Origin of the sequence: Halorubrum sp. F4, from assembly GCF_027257195.1 — an archaeon.
In the GTDB taxonomy this organism is placed as follows: domain Archaea; phylum Halobacteriota; class Halobacteria; order Halobacteriales; family Haloferacaceae; genus Halorubrum.
This window is the reverse complement of sequence record NZ_JAPDFS010000005.1, coordinates 86,375-108,441: the sequence shown is the minus strand read 5'-3', so window position 1 is coordinate 108,441 and position 22,067 is coordinate 86,375. Positions and strand designations below refer to the sequence as shown.

Genomic DNA, 22,067 nt, shown 5'->3' with positions numbered 1-22,067 from the left:
GGCGAGCGGCCGCGTCGTGGTCCCGTCGACCGCCCCGACGTCCGCGCCGTCGACGGCGGTTCGCGGCAGGTAGCCGGGCGAGCCGTTCGGCGTGAGCGCGACGGACCCGCCCGGGCCGTCCTCGCCGACCCGGTACGGATCCGTGTCCCGTGCCGCCTTGCGACTCGCGATTATCTCCCCGAGCGAGGGGCCGCCGAACGCCCCCTCCACTCGCTGGATGAACTCGTCCGTCGCGGCCGACTCGTCGTCGTCGGCCGATTCGAGTTCGTCGATGACGGCGTCGAGGTAGTCGATCCTGACCGCTATCCGCGCCCGGTCGACCGCGCCGTCGTAGGTCTCCGGCGCGTCGACGAGTTCGTCCCGCCGATCCCGAAGCGTTTCGGCGAGTTCCCCGTACGGGTCGGCGTCGCCGACCGCCATCGTCTCCATGGCGAGTTCGGTTTCGACCGTTCGCACCTCGCGTCGCAGCTCGTCGAGGTCGGCTCCGACCCGCTCGACGGCCGCCGTCGAGCGCTCCCCGAAGACGACGGTCGAGCGCTCCACGTCGCCGTCCTCGACCGCCTCCAGTGCCAGTCGATCGACGTCACTGGCGGCGTCGACGCCGAGCTTCGACCGGGCGGACCCGGGCACGTCGACGAGGTCTCCGCCCGCGATCGAGGTGCCCGCACCGAACGTCTCGATGGCGTGGTCGGGCGCGCCGTCTCGCGGTTCGTACGCTCCTGACACGTCGACATCGACCCGATACCGATCCGTCGCGGTCGCGTGTGTCGTCTCCCGGTCGACGACCACGTCACGCATCTCGCGAGTCGCCGGCTCCAGTACGGTTCCGTTCGGACCGATCTCCGCCGGTTCGACGACCACCATCCGCCGGACGACCCGCTTCCACCGACCGGTCACGACCCGTTCGATCCTGACCTCGCGGGTCGTTTCCCCGAGGTCGAGTCGTTCTCCCGGCTCCACGGTACCCGACGGAACGCCCGACGGAACCTCATCGTCGGGGACGACACGCGTCGTCTCGTCCACGCTCACGCCGACGCGCCTCCATCGACCCGCGCCGCCGCTCGGACGGGGAGGTCGCGGCCGTCCCCCGTCGACGAACCGGTCGGCCGAGACGTCGAGTGACGCCTCCACCCGGTAGCTGTCCCGTATCGTGGACTCGAGGTCGTCGTGAGTCGACACGGCGGCCACGTCCGCGGCGTGGCCGACCGACACCGTCGTGGTTTCGTCGCCGTGGTTCCTCGCCGGACCGAACCCGTCGCCACCGGCGTCCGGATCCGGCGTCGGCGTGTCGAGGACGGCGTCGCTCCAGGCCGCTTCGTCGAGCCGTGTGGGTGCGAGGAGGTCATTCAGTCCGGTTCTCGCCGTCGCCGCGGCGACGCCGCCTCTGGCGTCCGGGTCGCTCGTGCCGAACACGTCCCGCTGTGTCCTGACGATCCCGGCGTTCGTCGACAGCTCCACGTGCCGGTTCGCGATCACGTTCCGTATCGGCGCCTTCGCGTACTGGCCGTACCCCCGCGCCCATGCCATCGGGTAGATACTGGCGGTCAGCTGTCGGCCGAGCCCGGGTCCCTCGACGGGACCACGGTTCAGCCGCGTCTCGAACCGTTCGGTCCGTTCGTGCGCTGTGAGCGTCGGGACGGCGACGACGACGGTCCGATTCCGCGTCCGTTCGGCGACGGTGCGGCCCTCCCGGGTCGCGGTCACCGTCACGTCCTCGAAGACCACGCGGGTCGCGGTCCCGTTCGCGACGGGACTCACCCGGACCGTCTCGCGGAGCGTCTCGAGGTCGCTCGGCGCGATCGAGCCGTCGATACGCTCGAACCCGGCCGTCGCAGAGACGTCGCCGACCTCGGCGGCCACCCCGTCCAACGCCTCCGTGCCGGCCAGCGCGAGCCGGATCCGGAACGCGTCCTCGAAGGCGGAGACGGGACGCACCGCCCCCGTCGACACCGTTCCGTCGTCGTTGGCCGGCGGGTCCGCGTCGCCGACCCTCCCCGCCGGATCCGCGCCGTCGGGATCGGCCGTCGGTGCCCGGGTGACCGGTCGCGCGGCGGCCTCGTGTGCCGCCGCCCGTGCGGCACGCCTGAGAGCCGCGGTCGTGTCCGCGTCGGCGCGTTCGACGGCCCGCTCGACGCTGCGGTCCTCGCTCACGAGCCCCTGATCGACGACGCCGGCGGCGTACGCCGAACTGGTCACGAGGAGCAACACGCCGATCAGCGCGAACGGGACGCGGGCCCGTTCGTCGTCGGCGAGTGACATCGTCCGATCACGTTTCGTGTTCGTCATCGTCACCACGTCCTCACCACGATCCGGAACCGATCGGTCTCGGAACTCTCGGTGTCGCTCGACGACGGGTGTGTGACGACGGCGACGGAGACGTCCGTGTCCGCCGGCGGTTCGGGCCCCGTCCCGATCGTCCGTGCCGGTCGATCGGACGTCCCGTGTTCCTCCGTGGTCTCGGACCGTCCGTCCGCGTCGTAGCGAACGTCGAGACGGGTCCGTGGCCCCATCGCGTGTTCGACGGCCTCGATCGCTCCCGCTCGGAACCGATCGGCGGCCCGAGGATCGATCGCGTCGGGATCGCTCGTGCCGGAATCGATACCGCGGTCCTCGACGGCCATGACGAGGAGTTCCGCGAGGGTCGCGTGAACCGTCCGCGAGTCGTGGTCCCCTCCCGCGACGTCGTACGTCACCGTCGCCGTCTCGGTCACGATCCGGTCGGCAGCGACGTCGGCGGCGGATTCGTCCGCTCCCGGGTCCGATCTCCCCTCGATGCCGCCGAGCACGACGACGCTCGCGGAGACGCAGAGCAACAGCAGCGTCACGTCGAGGACCGTGCTCGTCATCGACGAACCGCCACCCGGAGTTTCCCGCGAACGTTCTCGCCGGGCGCGACGGCGACCGTCACCGACCGCTCCGCGACGCGTTCGGATCGGGGGTCGATCCGACCGCCTGCGGCGGGATCGACCCCGGCGAGACCGACGCGCCACCGACGCCGATCCGTCACGACCTCGACGGTCGCCGGAGTCTCCCCGTCGAGCCGAGACAGTTCGTTCGGCCGAACGATCCCGCCGCCCGCCACGTCGCGTTCGACCCGATCCAGCACGGCGTCAGCCGCGTACTCCTCGGACTCCGTCGACGGCGCCGCGTCGTCGAGCGCGGTCACGTACAGTCCGAGGGCCGCGCCGACCGCGAGGACGGCGACCAGCGCGGCGAGCGGCTCCACCGCGGCGCGGTCCTCTTCGCCGAACCGTTCACCCGACGAGCGTGACACGATGTCCTCCGTATCGAACCTGCCGAACGGTCAGTCGCTGCGGGGCGGTCCGCCATCGATGGTCCCGGGTTCGTGCCCGTGCCGCCGCGTCGGCGAACGCCTCGGGATCCTCGAAGGCGGTTCGTGCCGGCACGCCGTTCAGCACCCGACGAAGTCGTGGATCGCCACCGGATCCGCCGGGCGAAACGGGCGTGATCGCCATCCCGCGGACCGTCGAACGGGCGGAGCCGCCGCCGCTCGTGAGCTCGATCGTCCGCGGTGTGAGTCGCATTCGATCGGCGGCGAGACCGTGTTCGGCGGTCGCGACGTACTCGCCCTCCGCCACCGACCCGATCGTGTGTGCGGCTCCGTCGGCGTCGGGCGGCGGGGCCGTGGGGAGCGTCGCGACCACGCCGACGGCCGCGACGCTCACCAGCGCGAGGCCGAACCACGCGTAGGTGGCATCGAGGTGTGTCTCGAACATGGGGCGGATGGCCCCGGTTTAGCATATAAACTGTCGTGCGAGCGATCGCCCGACGTCACGAACGGACTACAACAACGCTCCCGCCGCAACGAACGCGAGGAGGTACGTCGTCGTCGCCGTCGGCAGCGCGATCCCGATCCGATAGGCGACGAGCGTTCCGTCGAATCCCCGCTCGAGCCCCGTTCCCAGCGCGGTGAGGATCCCGGAGAGGAGGACCACGTAGACGCCGACGATCCGGCCGAGGACCGGCACCGACAGCACGGTAGTGGCACCCTCGCCTGCCGCTTTCGTCGACGGAGCCGACCCGGCGGCCGCGTCGGCCGCGAGGGGATCGCTCGCCATCGCGGCGGTCGTCTCGAGCCCGTCCGCCCCCATCGTCTCGACGCCGGTCGCGAGCGCGACCGTCGCGCCGCCGACGAGCGGGGCGAACACCGCCGCCGTGTTCGACAGCGTGCCCGTCACCGTCGCGAGCTGCCGACGCGCGTCGCGCTCCAGTTCGCGAAGCCGCTCCAGTTGGTCCGCGAGCTCCAACAACACGTCGCCGGCCGGTCGTCCCTCCCGTGCAGCGACCGCCAACAGGGCGACCGTCCCCTGGACACGCGGTGAAGGGACCGTCGCCGCCGGACCTCCCTCGCCCAGGAACGCCTCTCGAACGTCGACGCGAAGCGTGTCGCTGCGCCGTGCGGCCAGCTCGCAGACGGTCCCGGTCGCGCCGTCGAGCTTGTCGCCGGCGTTGGCGACCGCGCGCTCGACCGAGACGCCCTCGGCCACGTCACCGCCGACGATCGTCATGGCGTCCGGGAGCCCGCTCTCGATCGCCGTGATCTCCGAGAGCACCGCCCGTCGCGGTCGGACGAGGACGACCAACCCCGTGCCGGTCCCGACGCCGACGGCGCCGATCGGCGCCGCCCACGACGCGACGAGCGACCCCGACGCGATCCAGGCGATCACGCCGGATGCGATCCCGGCGGCAACGGCGTGGAATCGCCCGTCCGGGACGTCCGGATGGTCGCTCCCGATCGTCGGTGGCGGGAACGCGACCGGCCGCTTCGAGAGGAGCCACGCGGCCGCGACGAGGAGGCCGACGGGAAGCGCCACCAGATAGATCCCGGCGACGGCCGACGGCGGGACCGGCACACCGGAGGCGGCGGCCGCCGGAAGCAGCGTCACGAGCGCCAGCGGGAGGAGCACGCCGAAGGCGTACAGCGCCGACACCGGTCCCTGGACGTCCCCGACGAACTCGGCCAGTCGTTCCGTCGTCCCCGACAGCGTCGTCTCGAGTGCACGATCGAGACATCGGGCGCGGCGTTCAGGCGGTGCGGCCGCGGCGGTCCGGACGAGCGTCGACGCCCGTTCGATCGCCGGGAACCATACACCCCACTCACGGGCGAACTCGCGGAGCCCGCTAGTCGGGCCGTTGACGCACCGACGCTCGTGTCGTAACAGGTTCTCCGCGAGCGGTCCGCGACCGGTTCGAGCGGCGAACCGCACCGCGCGTTCCGTCGACGGATCGAGGCGCATCCGGAGGACGAGCCGTCCGACGAGTCCGGGGGCCGCCCCGAGCGCACGGGTCCGCCGTAGCGCCGCGAGCCACACGGGTCCCCGGTGGACCACGTGGGTCGCCGCGAGCCCGCCCGAGACGCCCGCGAACACCCCGGGAACGACTCCGACGAGGAGCACGACGACGGCGAAAGCGAGTCCCACGCCGACTCCGACGCGATATCCGGTCTCTATCACCCGTTCCGCCGTCGACTCCCACTCGAGGAACGCGATCGCTCGTCGAAGTTCGTCCGATCCCGTCCCGGCCGACCCGACTCCACGTTCCCCGGCGTCGCCGTTCACGACCGCGGAGCACGTCTCGAGCGCGCGCTCCACCGCCGACCGTTCGTCGCTCCCGTCCCGGCCGTTGCGGTCGGTGGCGGCTCGTGGTTTCGGATCGTTCGCGTCGTTCCCCTCCCGGTTCGCCTTTCGACTCCGTCCCGCGCCGTCCCGTCCGCTCGTCGCGACTTCCTCGAGTCGGGCTGACCGCGGTTCCGTCACCGTCCCCACCCCGCATAGCGATCGGGCGTCGTCCGTCCGGTCGTCGCCGCCGTGTGGACCCGATCGGCGCGTCGGTCGATCGCCTCCCGGACGTCCGCGTACGACTCGCCGGTGGATGTGAGCCCGTCGACGAGTCGGCTCTCGCCCCTCTCGATCCGACCGGTGGATTCGAGCCCGTCGAGGGTTCGATCGAACAGCGCGTCGAAGCTCACCTCGTCGCCGTGACTCGTCACTTCGACGATCATCTCTACCCGGTGATCGTCCAACACCACGAGCAGGTCGGTGGATGCGAACGACGAGAGGCCCACGCCGAGGTCCGTGACGACGCGTTCGCGTACCGCCGCCGGGTCCTCGCCGTGGATCGTCCCGAGAACGGTTTCGCCCGCCGCTCCGACCCGCATCGCCTCGTACAGCGCCTTCGCCTCCTCGCCGCGGACCTCGCCAACGACGAGCGCTCCGCCGCCGAGCCGGAGCGCGGTGCGCACCGCCTCGGTCGGCGTCGGCTCCGCACCGTCGCCGACCCGGAGCCGCTGAACGTCCCGATCGGCGTCGGCAAGCGCCGGGGCGGGGAGCTCCGGCGTGTCCTCGATCAGGATCGAGCGCGCGTCGGGCGGCAGCTCCCACAACAGGGAACCGAGCGCGGTCGTCTTGCCGGCCCCACGGCCGCCGGCGACGAGCCCGGTGACGCCGCGCTCGACGGCGACGGAGAGGAGACCGGCAGCCGCCGGCGAGAGCGTCCCGACGTCGACGAGACGGGCGAGCGTCCAGGCCTCCGGATCGCCGCGCCGAAAGGTGAACGAGAGCCCGTCGCTGGCGGGTGCGGTCGTCGCCGCCACCCGAACGCTTCCCGACTCGGTGTCGATGGTCGCATCGAGCGTCGGGGACGCCCGAGAGAACGCCCGACCGCTCGTTCGACGGAGCCTGGAGGCGAGCGTGGCGGCACCCTCCGGGGGAAGCCTGACGTTCGTGTGACAGCGCTCGCCGTCGAGGACGACGCGGAGCGGGTTCTCCGCGACCGGTGCCGAGAGGGTCGCGTCGCTGACGCGGTCGTCGGCGAGGACGTGTTCGAACGCGCCGTACCCGTGGGTGTGGCGACGGAGCGTAGCGGTGATCGCGTCGGTCGGATCGTCCGGGTCCGCGACCGCTCTGACCGCTCGACCCGGTGCGCGATCGCCACCGGTCGGATCGGCGAGGAGCCGCTCCTTCGCGGCGTCGAGCGTCTCGAACGCGTCCGCGTCGAACGCCGCCGCCGGCGGCGTGAGGTGGTACGTCCGGAGCGCTCCCCTCCCCTCGTAGAGTCTGACCGTCGCGCCCGTCTCGAGGGTCCACCGGTCGACGAGCGTCGCTCCCGGCGGCGGGTCGGCGGCGATCCGCGTCGCCGCCACGGTCGGCCCGACGTGGGCTCTGAGTGCGTCCGCCGTCCGGTCGATCCTCGAGATCGCCGCCGCGAGTCCCGTCTCGGCGACGATCCGTCCGACCGCCCCCGCGCGTCCGTCCGCCTCCTGGGCGGCTCCAACCGGGTCGCGAGTCACGCGCTCCGCGAGCCGCGTCTCGTGGAACTCGACGCGTTCGCGGAACCGCCCCGCGGCGAGCAGACACGCCGCCGCCCGCCCGGCGTACGCGCGTTCGAGGCCGGCGTGCTCGGTTCGGACCACGTCGGCGTCGCGGTCGGTGAGCGCCTCGACCACGGTGGCCAGACACGCCGGACTGTCGGCGAGGTCCCCGCGACCCGGACAGCCGTTCGCGTCGACCGCGAGGACGACGCGGTCGTCGACGCCCGTGCCGACCGGCCGATCGAACGACGCGTCACAGCCGCACCCGTCGTCGGTTCCGAACCGCGGGATCGAGAGGAGATCCGGACTCATGGCGGTCGTGGCCGCGACATCGTATATAAACGATCGCCCGAACGACCGGCTACGCGACCCGAACGCTCCGATCACTCGATCCGGCTACGCGACCCGGACGACCCGAACCGTCGGCCCGTCGTCGTCGACTAACCGCAGTTCGAGTCCGGTCACCCCACCCGGCTCGAGCTCGATCGGCCCGTTCTCGAGGGAGATCCCGATCGCGTCCGTCGGCGGGGCGACGGGGACCGATCGAACCGGACCGTGTCGGAGCCGATACACGAGAACGACGGTTCCCCCGGAGAGACGACCTTCGGCGCCCACGTCGGTTCGAGACGGATTCACGAGCGCGAGCCGCTCGATCGGTGCCGCGGCGAACCCGGTCGGCGCGGACACGACGAGGGACGTCCGCGCGGCGAGGTCCGGATCGCCGACGGCGACCGAGTCGGCAGCTAGTCCTCCCGCGGCACGCTCGAGACGATCCGTCTCCGTTCCGAGTCGTTCGACGGTCGTGTCCGTTCTGGCGTCCTCGAGCGTCGGCATCGAGACGGCCAGGAGCGCGATCGCGAGGAGGACCGTCAGGACGACGCGGATCACGGCTCCGCGTCCGCGACGGTGGACGGGTTGCGGTGGCCAGAGGATCCGCGGAGATGTCCGTTACAGCGCCTCACGGAGCCGATCCAACGGGTTACCCTTCGTCTCCGATCCGTTTCCGTTCGATCCGTCGTTGGACTCTCCTCGCGAAGCGTTCCCCGTTTCGGAAGTGAGCGCGTCGACGTTCGACGCGCTCGAACGGCCTCCCGCGGATCGGTCCCCGTCCGGGATCGCAGCGTCGAGCGCGTCCTCGCTCGGCACCTCGTGAACTCCGGCCCTCTCGTCCCCGACGGTCTCGTCGACCGTGGCGGGTTCGGGACCGGGGGACGACCCGTCTCGAGCGGCCGTGGCTCGTGCGAGCGCCAGGTCGGCCCGGCGCTCGACTTCGCGGTTGACCGCGCGGATCGCGCCCGCGTATCCGCGGACCGCCTGGGTCGCCGCCTCGAGCTCCTCGATCCGCGCTTCGACCGCGTCGAGCCGCTCCGCGATGGCCTCGCGTTCGGCGTCGGCCGCCGCCCCGTCGACGACGCTCGCGACCGTGCGATCCGTCCCGGTGAGCGCGCGTTCGACCGCGTCGAGCCGCTCCTCGAGTCGGGCGCGGTCCCGCGACGATCCGCTCGCGTTCGGCTGGTTCGCCATGCGCCGACTGGGTGCGGTTTCACATTTAAACGGTCGGGGAAAGAGTATTACTGTCAGCGCTACATCGTGAACCCATGAAGGCCCTCCTCGTCGGCGTCGGACAGGCGGGCGGGAAGCTCACGACCGCCCTCTCCGAGTTCGACGCGGAGATGGGGTTCGGTGCGGTCCGTGACGCGCTCGCCGTCAACACCGCCGCGGCCGACCTCGAGCCCCTCCCGCTCGACACGGTTCTCATCGGACAGTCGCGCGTGAACGGTCACGGCGTCGGCGGCGACAACGAGCTCGGCGCGGAGGTGATGGACGAGGACTCGATCGAGGTGCTGGACGCGCTCGCCCCGCGGATGACCGCGGAGATAGAGGCCGTCGTCGTCGTCGCCGGCCTCGGCGGCGGAACGGGGTCCGGCGGCGCGCCGGTGCTCGTTCGGGAGCTGTCGCGAGTGTACGACGTGCCGGTGTACGCGCTCGGCGTGCTCCCCGGCCGCGACGAGGGCGCGCTCTATCAGGTGAACGCCGGCCGGTCGCTGAAGACGCTCGTCAGGGAGGCCGACGCCACGATCCTGCTCGACAACGACGCCTGGCGCTCGGCGGGCGAGAGCGTCGAGGGCGGCTACGCCGCGATCAACGAGTCGATGGCGAAGCGCGTCGGGCTGCTGCTCGCGGCCGGCGAGGCCACGCAGGGCGTCGGCGAGTCCGTCGTCGACACCAGTGAGGTCATCAACACGCTCCGGGCCGGCGGAATGGCGGCGGTCGGATACGCCTCCTCGCCCGCCGCCGAGGACCCGGGCGAGAACGTCAACACGGTGACGAGCGCGGTCCGCAGCGCGGTGATGACCGGGCTCTCCCTGCCGAACGCCACCGATGCCGACGCCGGACTCGTCGCGGTCGCCGGAGATCCGAACCGGATCTCACGGAAGGGCGCGGAGAAGGCTCGTAAGTGGCTTCAAGAGGAGACGGGCTCGATGCAGGTCCGCGGCGGCGACTTCCCGCTCGACTCCGACCGGCTCGCGGCCGTGGTGTTGCTCGCGGGCGTCGAGCGCTCCACGCGGGTCGAGGAGTTCCTCGAGCGCGCCCGACAGGCCGTCCGCGACGAGCCGGAGGCGAAGCCGGATCCCGCGATGGCGTTTCAGAACGACGAGATCGACGACCTGATGTGAGTCGATCCGGGTGCCGACTGCGGCGCCCCGGCCTGGAGTCGTCCGTCGTCGGCGCGCTTCCGCACCTTTTTGGTCCCGCCCGGAGGACAGTCGTCCGATGAGCAACCCGTGGGACGACTGGGACCACGTGCTGAAGGTCGATCCCGACAAGGACCTCCGTGACGGGGAGACCTTCGAGGACGTGTGCCGGACCGGGACCGACGCGATCGAGATCGGGGGGACCCTCGACGTCACCGCCGAGAAGATGACGCGGGTCATCGACGCCGCCGCGGAGTACGACGTCCCGCTCTATCAGGAGCCGTCGAACCCGGGCGTCGTCATCGACTCGCCGGCGCTCGAGGGGTACCTGATCCCGACGGTGTTCAACGCTGGTGGCCCCTTCTGGATCACGGGCGCACACAAGGAGTGGGTCCGCATCGACGACCTCGACTGGGACCGGACCCACACCGAGGCGTACATCGTGATGAACCCGGACGCCTCGGTCGCGGAGCTGACCGAGGCGAACTGCGACCTCGACGCCGACGACGTGGCGGCGTACGCGAAGGTCGCGGAACGGATGTTCGGCCAGGAGATCGTCTATCTGGAGTACTCGGGCACCTTCGGCGACACCGAGAAGGTCGCCGCCGCGGGCGACGCGCTCGACGACGCCACCCTGTTTTACGGCGGCGGGATCCACGACTACGAGTCGGCGAACGCGATGGCGCGCCACAGCGACGTGATCGTCGTCGGCGACCTCCTCCACGACGAGGGGGTCGACGCGGTCCGTGAGACGGTTCGGGGCGCGAAGGACGCCTGAGGCTCCGCGGAAGGGGTGTCATACGCCGGATCGACCACTCCGTTTTCGACCACTTTTCACGCGACGGAGACCTAGCGGTCGGAGTGGCGAGGTCGTTCCGAGACGGTGGAGGAGTCGTTCCGAGGCGATCGATCCGCGGAAGGCCGTCCGACCGGATGCCGGACCGTGGCGTATCGATTCGGTTAGCTCACGCCGCGCGGCGTTCCTTCGCCTTCGGGCGGAGCTTGGTGTAGCCGCACTTGCGGCAGCGTCCGGCGTCGGGCGCGTTGCGGGCGTTACAGCGCATACAGATCTGTCGGTCGAGGTTGCGGCGTTCCGCGGCGTCGAAACTGGCCATACTCGTGGTGAGCACGCGGGCGCTGTAAAAGGTTGCGAGACGTCTCGGCCGTGGGCTCCGTCGTTGTGTGCGCGTCGACTACCGTCGACTAGGCGGCGGCTTCCGAGATCGCGGCGGTGATGTCCTCCTTTTGAGTCACTCCCACGAACCGGTCGACGACGCCGTCGTCGTTCTCGACGATCAGCGTGGGAAGCGATCGGACCTGGTACTGGTTGGCGACGTCCTGTTCCTGGTCGACGTCGACCTTCTGAAGCTCGAAGGCGTCGCCGAGCTCCTCTTCGACCTCCTCCAGTATCGGGTCCTGCGTCTTACACGGGCCGCACCAGTCGGCGTAGAAATCCAGCACTCGAACGGTCATGGTTCGCCGACACGTAACGGCGGCTCGCCGATAAGGGTTTCTCACGCGGCGGGGAGGTGGGGTGACCGGCGACGCTCCCGCGACGCTCCCGCGGTGCTCCTCGAGACGAAACGCTTAGGCCCGCGGACGGAGAACTGACGGATATGAGCAGCGGCAGCAACTCCGGCGGACTGATGTCCAGCGCGGGGCTCGTTCGATACTTCGACTCGCAGGACCGGAACGCGATCGCGATGGACCCGAAGACGGTCCTCGCGTTCTGCGTTCTCTTCGGCGTCTTCGTCCAGGTCCTCTCGCTGACGGTCGCGTAGGACGACCGCCCCTTCCCGTCCGACTCACGCTTTCGAGACGAGCGAGCGGTAGCGGCGTTCCGCTCCGACCCCATCGACTGGGACCGGACGAAACGGACTTATTCACGAGGGCCCGGGTTCCGATATGGATCGTCGCCACTACCTGCGATCGCTCGCCGTCCCCGCCGTCGCCGGGAGCGCCGGCTGTCTCGGCGTCCTGGGTGACTCCGGGCCCGAGGGAACGGTGCTCGACCCGCCCGAGCAGGCCCTGAGCGAGGCGTCACATCCGAGCTACGGCGACGAGATGCCACACGTGTCCGTCCCGGACCCGATCACCGGCGAGACGGTGTCGACCGCCGATTACGAGGACGAGCGGGCCGTCCTCTGGACTTCCTTTTACACGAACTGCCCCGACGGCGTCTGTCCCGCGCTCATCCTCCGGCTCCGGCGCGCACAGGAGGTGGCCGCCGAGGAGGGATACGGCGACGAGGCGGCGTTCCTCGCGCTCACGTTCGACCCGGAGCGGGACACCACGGACGTTCTCCGCGAGTACGCGGGCCAGCAGGGCGTGGACCTCGACGCCGGAAACTGGCACTTCCTCCGCCCGGAGAGCTACGAACGGGGCCAGGAACTGTTGGACGAGAACTTCGGGCTCGTGATCGAGAAGGCCTCCGCCGACCAGTACGAGAACTTGGAGTACCAGTTCCCCCACTACGGACTGATACTGCTGGCGAACAAGCGGGGGATCGTGGAGCGGGTGTACCCGAGAGGACCGCAGACGGACGTCGAACGGCTCGTCGAGGACTTCGAACGGGTGGTGAACGGGTAGGATGGACCGACGGCACCTCCTCGCCGGGATCGCGAGCGCCGGCGTGTTGGGCGCGGGCGGCGTCGTGGCGACCGGGACCGTGCCGGCCGTGCTCGGTGGTTCCTCCGTCGAGCCGGTCGAGCCGATCACGCTCGACACGATCGAGGCCCCCGGCAGCCGCGACGGGGAGGTGACGGTGCCGGCCGATGACCGCGCCACGTTCGTCGACTTCTTCGGAACGTGGTGTGACCCTTGTTGGGAACAGATGCCGGCGCTCGCCGAGGCGAACGATCGGGTCGGCGACGACGTGCTGTTCGTCTCGGTGACGACCGAGGACGTCGGTGACGCGGTCCCTGAATCGGCGGTCGTCGAGATGTGGGAGGAGACCGGCGGGGATTGGTTGGCTGCGGTGGATCGGACCGCCGAACTCGCCGCCAAGTTGGAAGTCGGTGGCTACCCGACCGCGGTCGTCATCGACGGGACCGGACGGGTCCGATGGTCGGACTCGGGCGTCCACACGGCCGACACGCTCGTCGAGGAGATCGAGGCGGTCCTCGAGGGATGACGGACCGCTCTCTCCGCCGATGACCGGAACCGCCCTCGCGACCGATCTCTCGTTCGCGGTCGCCTCCGGCGTGGCGACGTTCTTCTCGCCGTGTGCGTACCCGCTCCTGCCCGGATACGTCGGGTTCTACGTCAACCAGACCGACGCGAACGAGGTCTCGATCGCGGGCGCGGGAGTCCGGGGGATCGCGGCCGGGATCGGCGTGCTGGCGACCTTCGCGCTGCTGGCGGGCGCGACCGTCCGGGTCGGCAACGCGACGCTCGCGAACATCACCGTCTTCGAGTCGCTCGTCGGCGGGCTGCTCGTCGTCTTCGGGCTGGTGGTCCTCGCGGGGCGAACCCCGTCGATATCGATCCCCCTCCCGAAGCGCCGGGCGAGCGTGTTCGGGTTCGGGCTCTTCGGCGCGGGGTACGCGCTGGCGGGCGCGGGCTGTGTCGCACCGATCTTCCTCGCCGTGATCGCCCGCGCGATCGCGCTGCCGACCAACGCGGCGGTGCTCCTCCTCGGCACCTACGCGGGCGTCGTCGCCGCGCTGATGGTCGCGACGACGGTCGCGACCGGGATGGGCCTGCTCACGAATGCCGGCCGGATCATGACCCACTCGGGGAAACTGAAGCGGCTCGCCGGCGCGGTGATGGTGGTGGCGGGGATCGGCCAGCTGTACCTCGCGCTCGTCGTCTACTGAGCCGGTCGGCCCGAAAGCGACGGGTCGCCGTAGCGCGCCCTTTTTGGACGTGCCCCGCCGAGCGGAGGTATGAAAGCTGGCGTCATCGCCGTCCAGGGCGACGTGGCCGAACACGCCGAGGCGGTCCGCCGCGCCGCGACCGCACACGGCGAGTCCGCGGAGGTCGTCGAGGTTCGTGACTCGGGGATCGTCCCCGACTGCGACGTCCTCCTCATGCCGGGCGGGGAGTCGACGACGATCTCGCGGCTGATCCACCGCGAGGGGATCGCGGACGAGATCCGCGACCACGTTGAGGCCGGTAAACCCGTCCTCGCGACGTGTGCCGGGCTCATCGTCCTCTCTCGGGACGCGAAGGACGACCGGGTCGACGCGCTCGGGCTCGTCGACGTCTCCGTCGACCGCAACGCCTTCGGCCGACAGAAGGACTCCTTCGAGGCGAAGGTGCCCGTCGACGGCTTGGACGAGCCCTTCCACGCGGTGTTCATCCGCGCGCCGCTCATCGACGACGTCGGCGAGGGCGTCGAGACGCTCGCGCGGGTCGACGGCCGGCCGGTCGCGGTGCGGGACGGTCCCGTTCTGGCCACCTCCTTCCACCCCGAACTCACCGACGACTCGCGGGTCCACGACCTGGCCTTTTTCCCCGAAAGCGAGGTGGTGGCGTGAGCGACGATGCGGACGGAGGGATCGGCGACGGCGTCGAGGAGCGCATCCCCGACGACGCGGTCCTCGACGAGCTGTTCGCGACGATCGAGTCGCGGAAGGCGGAGCTGCCGGAGGGATCCTACACCGCCTCGCTCTTCACCCACGAGAAGGGCGATAACGCCGTGTTGGAGAAGATCGGCGAGGAGTCGACGGAGGCGATCCTGGCGGCGAAGGACGACGACCTCGAGGAGCTCACCTACGAGAGCGCGGACCTGGTCTACCACCTTCTGGTGTTGCTCTCGATGAAGGACCTCGACCTCGAGGACCTTCGCGGGGAGCTCCGCGACCGGTTTTGATCGAACGGCTTCCTACCGGTTCCTCTTCCCGCGGAAAACGTCCCCAATGGTCCGGGCGCTCGGCGAGACGTGGTTGCTAACGCGCTGAACACTGCCAAGGACCCACCCGACCGCACGGCCCCGCACCTCATGCCTCCCCAGCCTCGGTCTCGGCGACCCGCCGAACCGCTGACAGGTCGCCTCGCCCTCCCTCGCGCTCGGTTCGCGGGCCGCCGGCCCGCTCACCGGATCGCGCCGACCGCGATCCAGTCTACCGCTCCCGTTCGAGTTCCCGCTCGATGTCGTCGAGGTCCTCCGATTCGAGCTCCTTGGCGATCCGTCGTTCGAACTCCGTCTCGTCGATCTCGCCCTCGACGTACTGCCGACGGAGGCGATCCTGCCGATCCGCGGCGGAGTCGCTCGAGGTCGTGCTCGAGGTCGACGAAGTGGACCGCGATCCGCCGATCGAGTCGAGATCGGTCGAGTCGCTTCCGCCGCTACCGCTTCCCGACAGCCACGATCCGGCCTTGTAGGCGACGTAGACGATCCCGGCGAGGACGGCGAGCGTGAGGATCCCGGAGACGACCGCCCACGCCAGGCTCAGGATCGCCGAGATCACGGAGACGAGGACGCTGACCGCGATCAGCGTCCCGATCGCGATCGCCGCGTAGTAGAGGGCCCGTTTGGTGTCCATACCGGTGAGTGGCGCTCCCCCGCGCAAATATCTTCTCCCGGCGTCAGAAGGCTTATACCCCTCTGTACTCGTCTCCGAACGGAATGACTCCGGAGCCCTCCCGATCGGTCCCCGACGGACGGGCAGTTCTCGGCCGTCGGGCGCTTCTCGCCGCAGTCGGCGGGGCCGGGACGGCCTCGATCGCGGGCTGTTCGGCCCTCGAACGGGAGGCCGACGCCGGGGCGGCCGGGATGGACGACGACCGCGCCCGCGAGCTCGCGACGCGGTTCGCGCCGACGCTGTACTTCGACGTCCACGAGCCGTGGTTCCCGACCGACCCGCGACCCTACACGAGCGACCGAGACGGTGACACGGTCGTCGACGGCTTCGACGCGCTGAACGGGTACCACGAACGCTTCGAGGGGACCGCCGGCGACCCGGACGGGACGCCGACCCCGCCGAACCCGACCGCCTTCTACCACGGCGTGGAGTACGAGGACTCGCCGCTCGACGTCGTCCAGTTCTGGTTCTACTCGGCGTTCGACCAGTTCACGGCCAACTTCCACTGGCACGACTGGGAGGTGCTCCACGTCTTCGTCGACCGCGACACCGACGAGCCACAGCTGTACGTCGCCAGCTCGCACTCCAGGCGGGTTCCCAACAACGAGTTCCTCGACCCGGACCCCGACCGAGTCCCGCGGATCCTCCCCGAGCTCGGCTCGCACTCCTCGACGCTGTCGGTCAACGAGGTGGCCGACCGCTTCCAGCGCGTGACCGGTGACGGGCTGCTCGCGGACGTCACGAACTCCGCGATCGAGGGGATCGCGGACCTCGCGGAGGTGCCGCTCGCCTACGGGCTGCCCCGAGACGAGGGCGCGCGGCTCCCGTTCGTCGTTCCGGAGTACGAGGGCTCGCCCGTCTACGAACACGACCGACTGCCGGCGGTCGACGCCGAGTCGCTGATCGACGGCGCGCTCACCGTGCGCTCGCTCGACGCGCTGACGTCGCCGCCGACCGACCTCCCGCTGCGCGAGACGGGGATCGCCTTCGAGCACGCCGAACGCGTCGAAGGGGGCGAGGCTGGCGACGCCGACGGTGGAGACGACGACGCCGACGGCGGAGGGAACGAGGGGCGGAGCACGACGGTCGCCTACGACCTCGTCGCCGGCGCGGAACTCGAGGACATCGACGCGTTCGTCGGCCCGCAGTTGAGCTTCGAGTTCGCGGTCCCGCAAGCGGTCGAGGACGCGGTCGCGGGCCACCTCACGACGACGGGTGTGCCGTGGGAGCAGCCGCGGTACGACAACCCCGCCGCCGACATCACCGCGCCGAACCACCGCGCGGAGCTGGCCGACCGGTACGACGCGATCGGCGAGCCCGCGCCGGTCAACACCGTCGTGGCGCGGGTCACGGACGCCGTCACGAGCGAGGACGCCCCCGAGAACGAGGGACTGACGACCACCGAATCGGGCGTCGAGTCCGTCGCCCTCCTCGAGAGCGACCCGGAGGCGGTGCCGACGTTCGGCGGGATCGCGGTCGTTCGAGACGTCGAGGACGGCGATCACCGGCTCACGGTCAACGGCGCGGGGCGGGCCCCGCACAGCGAGCGGCTGACCGTCGATCCGGCCGAGGACGGTGCGGACCCGGTGACGGTCGCCGGAGCCGACGGGGAGATCCCGCTCGTCGCGCGCGAGGACGCGACGAAACTGGAGATCACGGACGATGAATCGGAGACCGACGTGGTCGGAACGGCCATCGAGGACGACTTCGCGGGCCGGATCTACGAGTCGCCGACCGAGGGATCGGACGCGGTGTACGTTCATTCCGGGGGTGCCTACACGACCGAGGTGCGCGACGCCGACGAGGAGATCGGCGCGTACCGAGTCAACCCGGATCCGGCGACGGAGGTGGAAGCAGACGAGGGGGTCCGGATCGACCGGCCCGAGACCGGGAAGGCGTCGCTCGCGGGCTTTTTAGCCGACATCGCGGAGGAGACGCGCGCGGCGGTCGCGGCGACGGACGACGATGACGGCGACGATGACGGCGACGGCGACGGCGATGACGACGATGGTAGCGGCGGAAGCAACGAGTCCTCCGGAACCGATGATTCGGGTGGCTCGGGCGGCTCCGGTGGCGGTCCCGAAAACGCGGTTCGGGGGCTCGAGCGCGCGCTCGCGGCCGTCGTCGAGGCCGCGGAACGGGCCGAGGAGCGAGCCCGCGAGGGCGACCGAGGGAACACGGACCGACAGCTGGAGGTCGTCGCCGAGCGGCTCCAGCGGGTCTCCGAGCGGCTCGAGGCGGCTCGAAGCGGGCTTCCGCCCGGGCTCTCGAACGCGGCCGGAAACCGGCTGGAACAGGCCGACCACCGAGCCGATCAGGCCCGGGACGCCGGGAAGCTGTAGCGCGGTCGCGTCAGCTGCCCTCGCCGTACCGGTCGATCACGTCGTCGATCTCCGGATCGATCCCCGCCACCTCGCCGCCGGCACGCATCGCGCTCGCCGTGTCCTTCAGTCCGGTTCCGGTGACGACGACGACGACCGACTCGTCCTCCTCGACGATCCCCTCCTCGCGGGCCTTCCGGAGTCCGGCCACGGGGGTGGCCGCCGCGGGTTCGGCGTAGATACCCTCGGTTCGTCCCAGAAGCGACTCCGCCGCGAGGATCTCCTCGTCGCTCACGAGCAGCGATTCTCCATCGCTTTCAGCGAGCGCCGAACACGCCTTCACCGTGTTTCGGGGGCGGCCGACCGAGATGCTGTCGGCGACCGTGTCGGCGACCTCGTCGACGTCGTCGTGGTCGTGGAACGCGTCGTGGATCGCGCTCGCGCCCTCGGCCTGAACGCCGAGCATTCGCGGCGTTTCGTCGACGAGTCCGAGTTCGGCGAACTCGCGGAAGCCCTTCCAGCCGCCGGCGATCGTACAGCCGTCGCCCATCGAGAACACCAGCCAGTCGGGGGCTGCTCCACGAGTCTGTTCGGCCAGCTCGTGGCCGACGGTGCGTTTCCCCTCGACCTGGAAGGGATTGACCGCGGCGTTGCGGTTGTACCAGCCGAACTCCTCGGTCACCTCCATGCTGAGGTCGTACGCCTCGTCGTAGCTGCCGCGGACGCCGAGGACGTCCGCCCCGTAGACGAGCGGCTGGGCGAGTTTTCCCTCCGGGGCGTCGCCGGGGACGAACAGGCGGCAGTCGAAGCCGCCGCGGGCGGCGAAGCCGGCGAGCGACGCGGCGGCGTTTCCGGTCGAGGCACAGGTGACGACGTCGATCCCGAACTCCCTCGCCTTCGTCACCGAGACGCCGGTCGCGCGGTCCTTCAACACGCCGGTCGGGTTGCGGCCGTCGTCCTTCACCCGGAGGTCGACGTCGAGTTCGGCCCCCAGTCGGGGCGCGGAGAGCAGGGGAGTGCCGCCCTCGCCGAGCGTCACGGGTTCGACGTCGTCGGCGACGGGGAGGAACGCCCGGTACTTCCACTGCGAGCCGATCCTCCCGTCGAGAGGTTCGTCGAACCGATCGAGCACCCGGTCGTAGTCGTATTTCACCTCGAGGATTCCCTTCACGCCCGGATGGTTCGGGCAGGTGTAGATCACCTGGTCGGGGTCGTACTCGTCGCCACAGAGCGTACACTCCAACGTTTCGACGTGGTCCATATCGGTGAGTCCGCGGGCGGGGAGGAGAATCCATCGGCCGCAGACCACGATCGACCCCCGGTGGCCGCGACGTCGACGCCCCCGTCGTCGTTCGTCGGCTTCCCCGTGGATGGAAAGCTATACGACGCCGACCGCATCACGAGTATATAAGCAGATGTCTCAGGAGCCCTACGACCACACCGCGGTCGAGAGTCGGTGGCAGGAGGCGTGGGCGGACGCCTCCGTGTACCGCACGCCGGACGACGTCGACGACCCGACGTACGTCCTCGGGATGTATCCGTACCCGTCCGGGAAGCTCCACATGGGCCACGTCCGCAACTACACGATCACCGACGCGTACGCCCGCTACCGCCGGATGTGCGGCGACGACGTGCTCCACCCGATGGGATGGGACGCGTTCGGCCTCCCGGCCGAGAACGCCGCCAAGGAGCGCGACACCAACCCCCGCGACTGGACGTTCGACTGCATCGACACGATGCGCGGCCAGATGAAGTCGATGGGGTTCGGCTACGACTGGGACCGGGAGGTCACCACCTGTACCCCGGAGTACTACGAGTGGAACCAGTGGCTCTTCTCGCGCTTTTCCGACGCCGGGCTCGTCGAGCGCCGCGAGGCCGAGGTGAACTGGTGTCCCTCGTGTGAGACCGTCCTCGCCGACGAGCAGGTCGAGGGCGACGCCGAGCTGTGTTGGCGGTGTGACACGCCGGTCGAGGTCCGCGACCTGGACCAGTGGTTCCTTTCGATCACCGAGTACGCCGACGAGCTGCTCGACGCCATCGACGACCTGGAGGGTTGGCCGAACTCGGTCCGCCAGATGCAGCGCAACTGGATCGGCCGGCAACACGGTAGCGAGGTGGAGTTCGTCGTCGGCGAGGCGCGGAGCGCCTCGGACGGACGCGGCGAGGGCACCGAGCCGCGGGAGTACGGTCCCGTCACGGCGTTCACGACCCGCCTCGACACGATCCACGGCGCGACGTTCTTCGCGCTCGCGCCCGACCACCCGATAAGCGAGGAGCTGGCCGAGGAGAACGACGCGGTCCGCGACTTCGTCCACCACGAGGCCGATCCCGACGGCGACGAGCCCAACGGCGTCGAGACCGGGCTCACCGCGACCAATCCCGTCACCGGCGAGGAGATCCCGGTCTTCGTCGCCGACTTCGTCCTCTCGGACGTGGGGACCGGCGCGCTGATGGCCGTTCCGGCCCACGACGAGCGCGACTACGCGTTCGCGACGAAGAAGGACGTCGAGATCCGTCCGGTGATCGCGCCCGAACCCGGCGAGGACGTCGAGGGCGACGCGGCGGGAGATGACGTCGAGCCGACGGTCCCCGACGTGAGCGAGGAGGCGTTCACGGCGGACGGCGTCCTCGTGAACTCCGGCGAGTACGACGGGCTCGACAGCGAGACCGCCCGGGAACGGCTGACCGAGGAGATCGAGAGCGCCGCGGCGGCGACCCAGTACCAGCTGCGCGACTGGGGTATCTCGAGACAGCGCTACTGGGGGACGCCGATCCCGATCGTCCACTGCGACGACTGCGGGCCGGTGTCGGTTCCCGACGAGGACCTTCCGGTCGAGCTGCCCGAGTTCATCAACACGACCGGCAACCCGCTCGACGCCGCCGAGGAGTGGAAGGCGACGACGTGCCCGGAGTGCGGCGCGGCCGCGACCCGCGAGACCGACACGATGGACACGTTCGTCGACTCCTCGTGGTACTTCCTGCGATACGTCTCGCCGGACCTCGCGGACGCCCCCTTCGATCTGGAGCGGGCCAACGACTGGATGCCGGTCGACCAGTACGTCGGCGGCATCGAACACGCCGTGATGCACCTGCTGTACTCGCGCTTCTTCACCAAGGTGCTCGCCGACGAGGAGGGCTTGGAGCACCGCGAGCCGTTCACCAACCTGCTCGCGCAGGGGATGGTCCAACTCGAGGGCGAGAAGATGTCCAAATCGAAGGGGAACGTCGTCTCCCCCCAGCGGATCGTCGACGAGTACGGCGCGGACACCGCCCGGCTGTTCATGATGCAGGCCGCCCAGCCCGAGCGCGACTTCGACTGGTCCGAGGAGGGCGTCAAGTCGACACACCGGTTCCTGGCCCGGCTCGCCGACCTCGTCGAGGGCTACGCCGCCGGCGACGTGACGACCGCCGACGTCGACGCCGACCGTGACACCGTCGACGAGTACGTCGCGAACGAGATCGACGCCGCCGTCGTCATCGCCGGCGACGAGTACGACGACCTCACGTTCAACGTCGCGTTGCGCGAGGCGCAGGACCTCGTCCGGACGCTCCGCGGATATCGAGAGCACGCCGAGCCGCATCCGGCGGTCTACGAGCGCGGACTGGACGCCGCCGTTCGGCTGCTCGCGCCGGTCGCCCCGCACCTCGCCGAGGAGCTGTGGGAGACGCTCGGTCGCGACGGGTTCGTCGTCGAGGCCGACTGGCCGAGCGCGACCGCCGACCGCGAGACGGTCGACCGGCGTCGACGACTAGTGACGAACACTCGCGAGGACGTGCGCGACATCGTCGAGGTCGCCGGGATCGAGGACCCCGAGAGGATCGACGTCGTCGTCGCGCCCGACTGGAAGTACGACGCGCTCGAGATCGCGATCGACAGCGACGCCGACAACCTGATCGGCGAGCTGATGGCCGAAGACCACATCCGCGAGCAGGGCGACGAGGCGGCGTCCTACGGGCAGGACCTCCAGGCGGAGCGGGAGGCGCTCTCCGAGACGCTCTCGGGCGACGACGAGTACGCCGCGCTGCGCGCGGCCGCCTGGCTGGTCGAACGCGAGTTCGACGCCCCCGTCGTCGTCGAGCGCGCCGCGGACGCCGACCCGGAGACGGCCCGCCACGCGGAACCCGGTCGTCCCGCGATCGACATCGTGGAGTGATCGCTCAGTACGGGGGACTCCCGTACCGATCAGTTCGT

At 70.5% G+C, this 22,067-nt stretch carries 22 protein-coding genes; 10 read left to right on the top strand and 12 right to left on the bottom strand.

Annotated elements, in window-relative coordinates; all coding sequences use genetic code 11:
* From OKW78_RS13215 to OKW78_RS13180, 8 genes are all read right to left on the bottom strand, one after another.
* Positions 1-2,259: hypothetical protein (locus tag OKW78_RS13215; protein ID WP_281195623.1), on the bottom strand; the 2,259-nt coding region annotated here is incomplete at its 3' end.
* Between the two features lie 29 nt (positions 2,260-2,288).
* Positions 2,289-2,846 carry a hypothetical protein gene (locus OKW78_RS13210; RefSeq protein WP_281195622.1) on the bottom strand — a complete coding sequence of 186 codons (558 nt, stop codon included), beginning with the start codon at positions 2,844-2,846 and terminating at the stop codon, positions 2,289-2,291.
* Positions 2,843-3,274, bottom strand: coding sequence for a hypothetical protein (locus tag OKW78_RS13205; RefSeq protein ID WP_281195621.1), 432 nt, complete (start codon positions 3,272-3,274; stop codon positions 2,843-2,845). Before OKW78_RS13205 ends, OKW78_RS13210 begins: the two co-directional genes overlap by 4 nt.
* Positions 3,255-3,737, bottom strand: a complete 483-nt coding sequence (locus tag OKW78_RS13200) for a hypothetical protein (protein WP_281195620.1) — start codon at positions 3,735-3,737, stop codon at positions 3,255-3,257. Before OKW78_RS13200 ends, OKW78_RS13205 begins: the two co-directional genes overlap by 20 nt.
* 66 nt (positions 3,738-3,803) lie before the next feature.
* Positions 3,804-5,579: a type II secretion system protein gene (locus OKW78_RS13195; protein WP_281195626.1), complete on the bottom strand. Its 1,776-nt coding sequence runs from the start codon at positions 5,577-5,579 to the stop codon at positions 3,804-3,806.
* Positions 5,580-5,773: 194 nt separating this feature from the next.
* On the bottom strand, positions 5,774-7,642 hold the full coding sequence (locus OKW78_RS13190) for an ATPase, T2SS/T4P/T4SS family (protein ID WP_281195619.1): 1,869 nt from the start codon (positions 7,640-7,642) through the stop codon (positions 5,774-5,776).
* Positions 7,643-7,726: 84 nt separating this feature from the next.
* Entirely contained in the window at positions 7,727-8,218 is a 492-nt protein-coding gene (locus tag OKW78_RS13185) for a hypothetical protein (RefSeq protein ID WP_281195618.1), read from the bottom strand.
* Between the two features lie 60 nt (positions 8,219-8,278).
* Positions 8,279-8,854, bottom strand: coding sequence for a hypothetical protein (locus OKW78_RS13180; protein ID WP_281195617.1), 576 nt, complete (start codon positions 8,852-8,854; stop codon positions 8,279-8,281).
* Positions 8,855-8,928: 74 nt separating this feature from the next.
* Here OKW78_RS13180 and OKW78_RS13175 point away from each other — a divergent pair, with 74 nt between their 5' ends.
* Together OKW78_RS13175 and OKW78_RS13170 are read left to right on the top strand one after the other, a co-directional pair.
* A complete protein-coding gene (locus OKW78_RS13175) occupies positions 8,929-10,008 on the top strand; it encodes a tubulin/FtsZ family protein (RefSeq protein WP_281195616.1) in 1,080 nt (359 codons plus the stop codon).
* Between the two features lie 97 nt (positions 10,009-10,105).
* Positions 10,106-10,804 (top strand): phosphoglycerol geranylgeranyltransferase, encoded by a 699-nt coding sequence (locus tag OKW78_RS13170; RefSeq protein ID WP_281195615.1) that lies wholly within the window; start codon positions 10,106-10,108, stop codon positions 10,802-10,804.
* A gap of 187 nt (positions 10,805-10,991) precedes the next feature.
* Here OKW78_RS13170 and OKW78_RS13165 read toward each other — a convergent pair whose 3' ends face one another.
* Together OKW78_RS13165 and trxA are read right to left on the bottom strand one after the other, a co-directional pair.
* A complete protein-coding gene (locus OKW78_RS13165; RefSeq protein ID WP_066412216.1) occupies positions 10,992-11,141 on the bottom strand; it encodes a 50S ribosomal protein L40e in 150 nt (49 codons plus the stop codon).
* Between the two features lie 88 nt (positions 11,142-11,229).
* A complete protein-coding gene (gene trxA / locus OKW78_RS13160) occupies positions 11,230-11,499 on the bottom strand; it encodes a thioredoxin (RefSeq protein WP_281195614.1) in 270 nt (89 codons plus the stop codon).
* 143 nt (positions 11,500-11,642) lie between these two features.
* On the opposite strand from trxA, the gene OKW78_RS13155 reads away from it, so the two are divergent.
* From OKW78_RS13155 to hisE, 6 genes are all read left to right on the top strand, one after another.
* A complete protein-coding gene (locus OKW78_RS13155) occupies positions 11,643-11,807 on the top strand; it encodes a preprotein translocase subunit Sec61beta (RefSeq protein WP_122104168.1) in 165 nt (54 codons plus the stop codon).
* Positions 11,808-11,931: 124 nt separating this feature from the next.
* Entirely contained in the window at positions 11,932-12,615 is a 684-nt protein-coding gene (locus tag OKW78_RS13150) for an SCO family protein (RefSeq protein WP_281195613.1), read from the top strand.
* 1 nt (position 12,616) lies between these two features.
* The gene (locus OKW78_RS13145; protein WP_281195612.1) at positions 12,617-13,159 is read left to right on the top strand and encodes a TlpA disulfide reductase family protein; all 543 of its coding nucleotides are present in this window, start codon (positions 12,617-12,619) and stop codon (positions 13,157-13,159) included.
* A gap of 19 nt (positions 13,160-13,178) precedes the next feature.
* Positions 13,179-13,844 carry a cytochrome c biogenesis protein CcdA gene (locus tag OKW78_RS13140; RefSeq protein ID WP_281195611.1) on the top strand — a complete coding sequence of 222 codons (666 nt, stop codon included), beginning with the start codon at positions 13,179-13,181 and terminating at the stop codon, positions 13,842-13,844.
* A gap of 69 nt (positions 13,845-13,913) precedes the next feature.
* Positions 13,914-14,507, top strand: a complete 594-nt coding sequence (pdxT, locus tag OKW78_RS13135) for a pyridoxal 5'-phosphate synthase glutaminase subunit PdxT (RefSeq protein ID WP_281195610.1) — start codon at positions 13,914-13,916, stop codon at positions 14,505-14,507.
* Positions 14,504-14,842 (top strand): phosphoribosyl-ATP diphosphatase, encoded by a 339-nt coding sequence (gene hisE / locus OKW78_RS13130; protein ID WP_281195609.1) that lies wholly within the window; start codon positions 14,504-14,506, stop codon positions 14,840-14,842. Before pdxT ends, hisE begins: the two co-directional genes overlap by 4 nt.
* Positions 14,843-15,092: 250 nt before the next feature.
* Here hisE and OKW78_RS13125 read toward each other — a convergent pair whose 3' ends face one another.
* Positions 15,093-15,515, bottom strand: a complete 423-nt coding sequence (locus OKW78_RS13125; protein WP_281195608.1) for a hypothetical protein — start codon at positions 15,513-15,515, stop codon at positions 15,093-15,095.
* An 83-nt stretch (positions 15,516-15,598) separates the two neighbouring features.
* Here OKW78_RS13125 and OKW78_RS13120 point away from each other — a divergent pair, with 83 nt between their 5' ends.
* Positions 15,599-17,896 (top strand): hypothetical protein, encoded by a 2,298-nt coding sequence (locus tag OKW78_RS13120; RefSeq protein ID WP_281195607.1) that lies wholly within the window; start codon positions 15,599-15,601, stop codon positions 17,894-17,896.
* Between the two features lie 10 nt (positions 17,897-17,906).
* Here OKW78_RS13120 and thrC read toward each other — a convergent pair whose 3' ends face one another.
* Positions 17,907-19,136 carry a threonine synthase gene (thrC, locus tag OKW78_RS13115; protein WP_281195606.1) on the bottom strand — a complete coding sequence of 410 codons (1,230 nt, stop codon included), beginning with the start codon at positions 19,134-19,136 and terminating at the stop codon, positions 17,907-17,909.
* A 154-nt stretch (positions 19,137-19,290) separates the two neighbouring features.
* Here thrC and leuS point away from each other — a divergent pair, with 154 nt between their 5' ends.
* Positions 19,291-22,029 (top strand): leucine--tRNA ligase, encoded by a 2,739-nt coding sequence (gene leuS, locus OKW78_RS13110; RefSeq protein WP_281195605.1) that lies wholly within the window; start codon positions 19,291-19,293, stop codon positions 22,027-22,029.
* The last annotated feature ends 38 nt before the right edge of the window (positions 22,030-22,067 follow it).

Coding starts and splice junctions, on each gene's coding strand:
- OKW78_RS13200 (WP_281195620.1), bottom strand. CDS start 3,737: ATGTTCGAGACACACCTCGATGCCACCTACGCGTGGTTCGGCCTCGCG.
- OKW78_RS13155 (WP_122104168.1), top strand. CDS start 11,643: ATGAGCAGCGGCAGCAACTCCGGCGGACTGATGTCCAGCGCGGGGCTC.
- OKW78_RS13140 (WP_281195611.1), top strand. CDS start 13,179: ATGACCGGAACCGCCCTCGCGACCGATCTCTCGTTCGCGGTCGCCTCC.
- OKW78_RS13210 (WP_281195622.1), bottom strand. CDS start 2,846: ATGACGAGCACGGTCCTCGACGTGACGCTGCTGTTGCTCTGCGTCTCC.
- OKW78_RS13190 (WP_281195619.1), bottom strand. CDS start 7,642: ATGAGTCCGGATCTCCTCTCGATCCCGCGGTTCGGAACCGACGACGGG.
- OKW78_RS13145 (WP_281195612.1), top strand. CDS start 12,617: ATGGACCGACGGCACCTCCTCGCCGGGATCGCGAGCGCCGGCGTGTTG.
- leuS (WP_281195605.1), top strand. CDS start 19,291: ATGTCTCAGGAGCCCTACGACCACACCGCGGTCGAGAGTCGGTGGCAG.
- OKW78_RS13165 (WP_066412216.1), bottom strand. CDS start 11,141: ATGGCCAGTTTCGACGCCGCGGAACGCCGCAACCTCGACCGACAGATC.
- trxA (WP_281195614.1), bottom strand. CDS start 11,499: ATGACCGTTCGAGTGCTGGATTTCTACGCCGACTGGTGCGGCCCGTGT.
- OKW78_RS13170 (WP_281195615.1), top strand. CDS start 10,106: ATGAGCAACCCGTGGGACGACTGGGACCACGTGCTGAAGGTCGATCCC.
- thrC (WP_281195606.1), bottom strand. CDS start 19,136: ATGGACCACGTCGAAACGTTGGAGTGTACGCTCTGTGGCGACGAGTAC.
- pdxT (WP_281195610.1), top strand. CDS start 13,914: ATGAAAGCTGGCGTCATCGCCGTCCAGGGCGACGTGGCCGAACACGCC.
- OKW78_RS13175 (WP_281195616.1), top strand. CDS start 8,929: ATGAAGGCCCTCCTCGTCGGCGTCGGACAGGCGGGCGGGAAGCTCACG.
- OKW78_RS13150 (WP_281195613.1), top strand. CDS start 11,932: ATGGATCGTCGCCACTACCTGCGATCGCTCGCCGTCCCCGCCGTCGCC.
- OKW78_RS13120 (WP_281195607.1), top strand. CDS start 15,599: ATGACTCCGGAGCCCTCCCGATCGGTCCCCGACGGACGGGCAGTTCTC.
- OKW78_RS13125 (WP_281195608.1), bottom strand. CDS start 15,515: ATGGACACCAAACGGGCCCTCTACTACGCGGCGATCGCGATCGGGACG.
- OKW78_RS13180 (WP_281195617.1), bottom strand. CDS start 8,854: ATGGCGAACCAGCCGAACGCGAGCGGATCGTCGCGGGACCGCGCCCGA.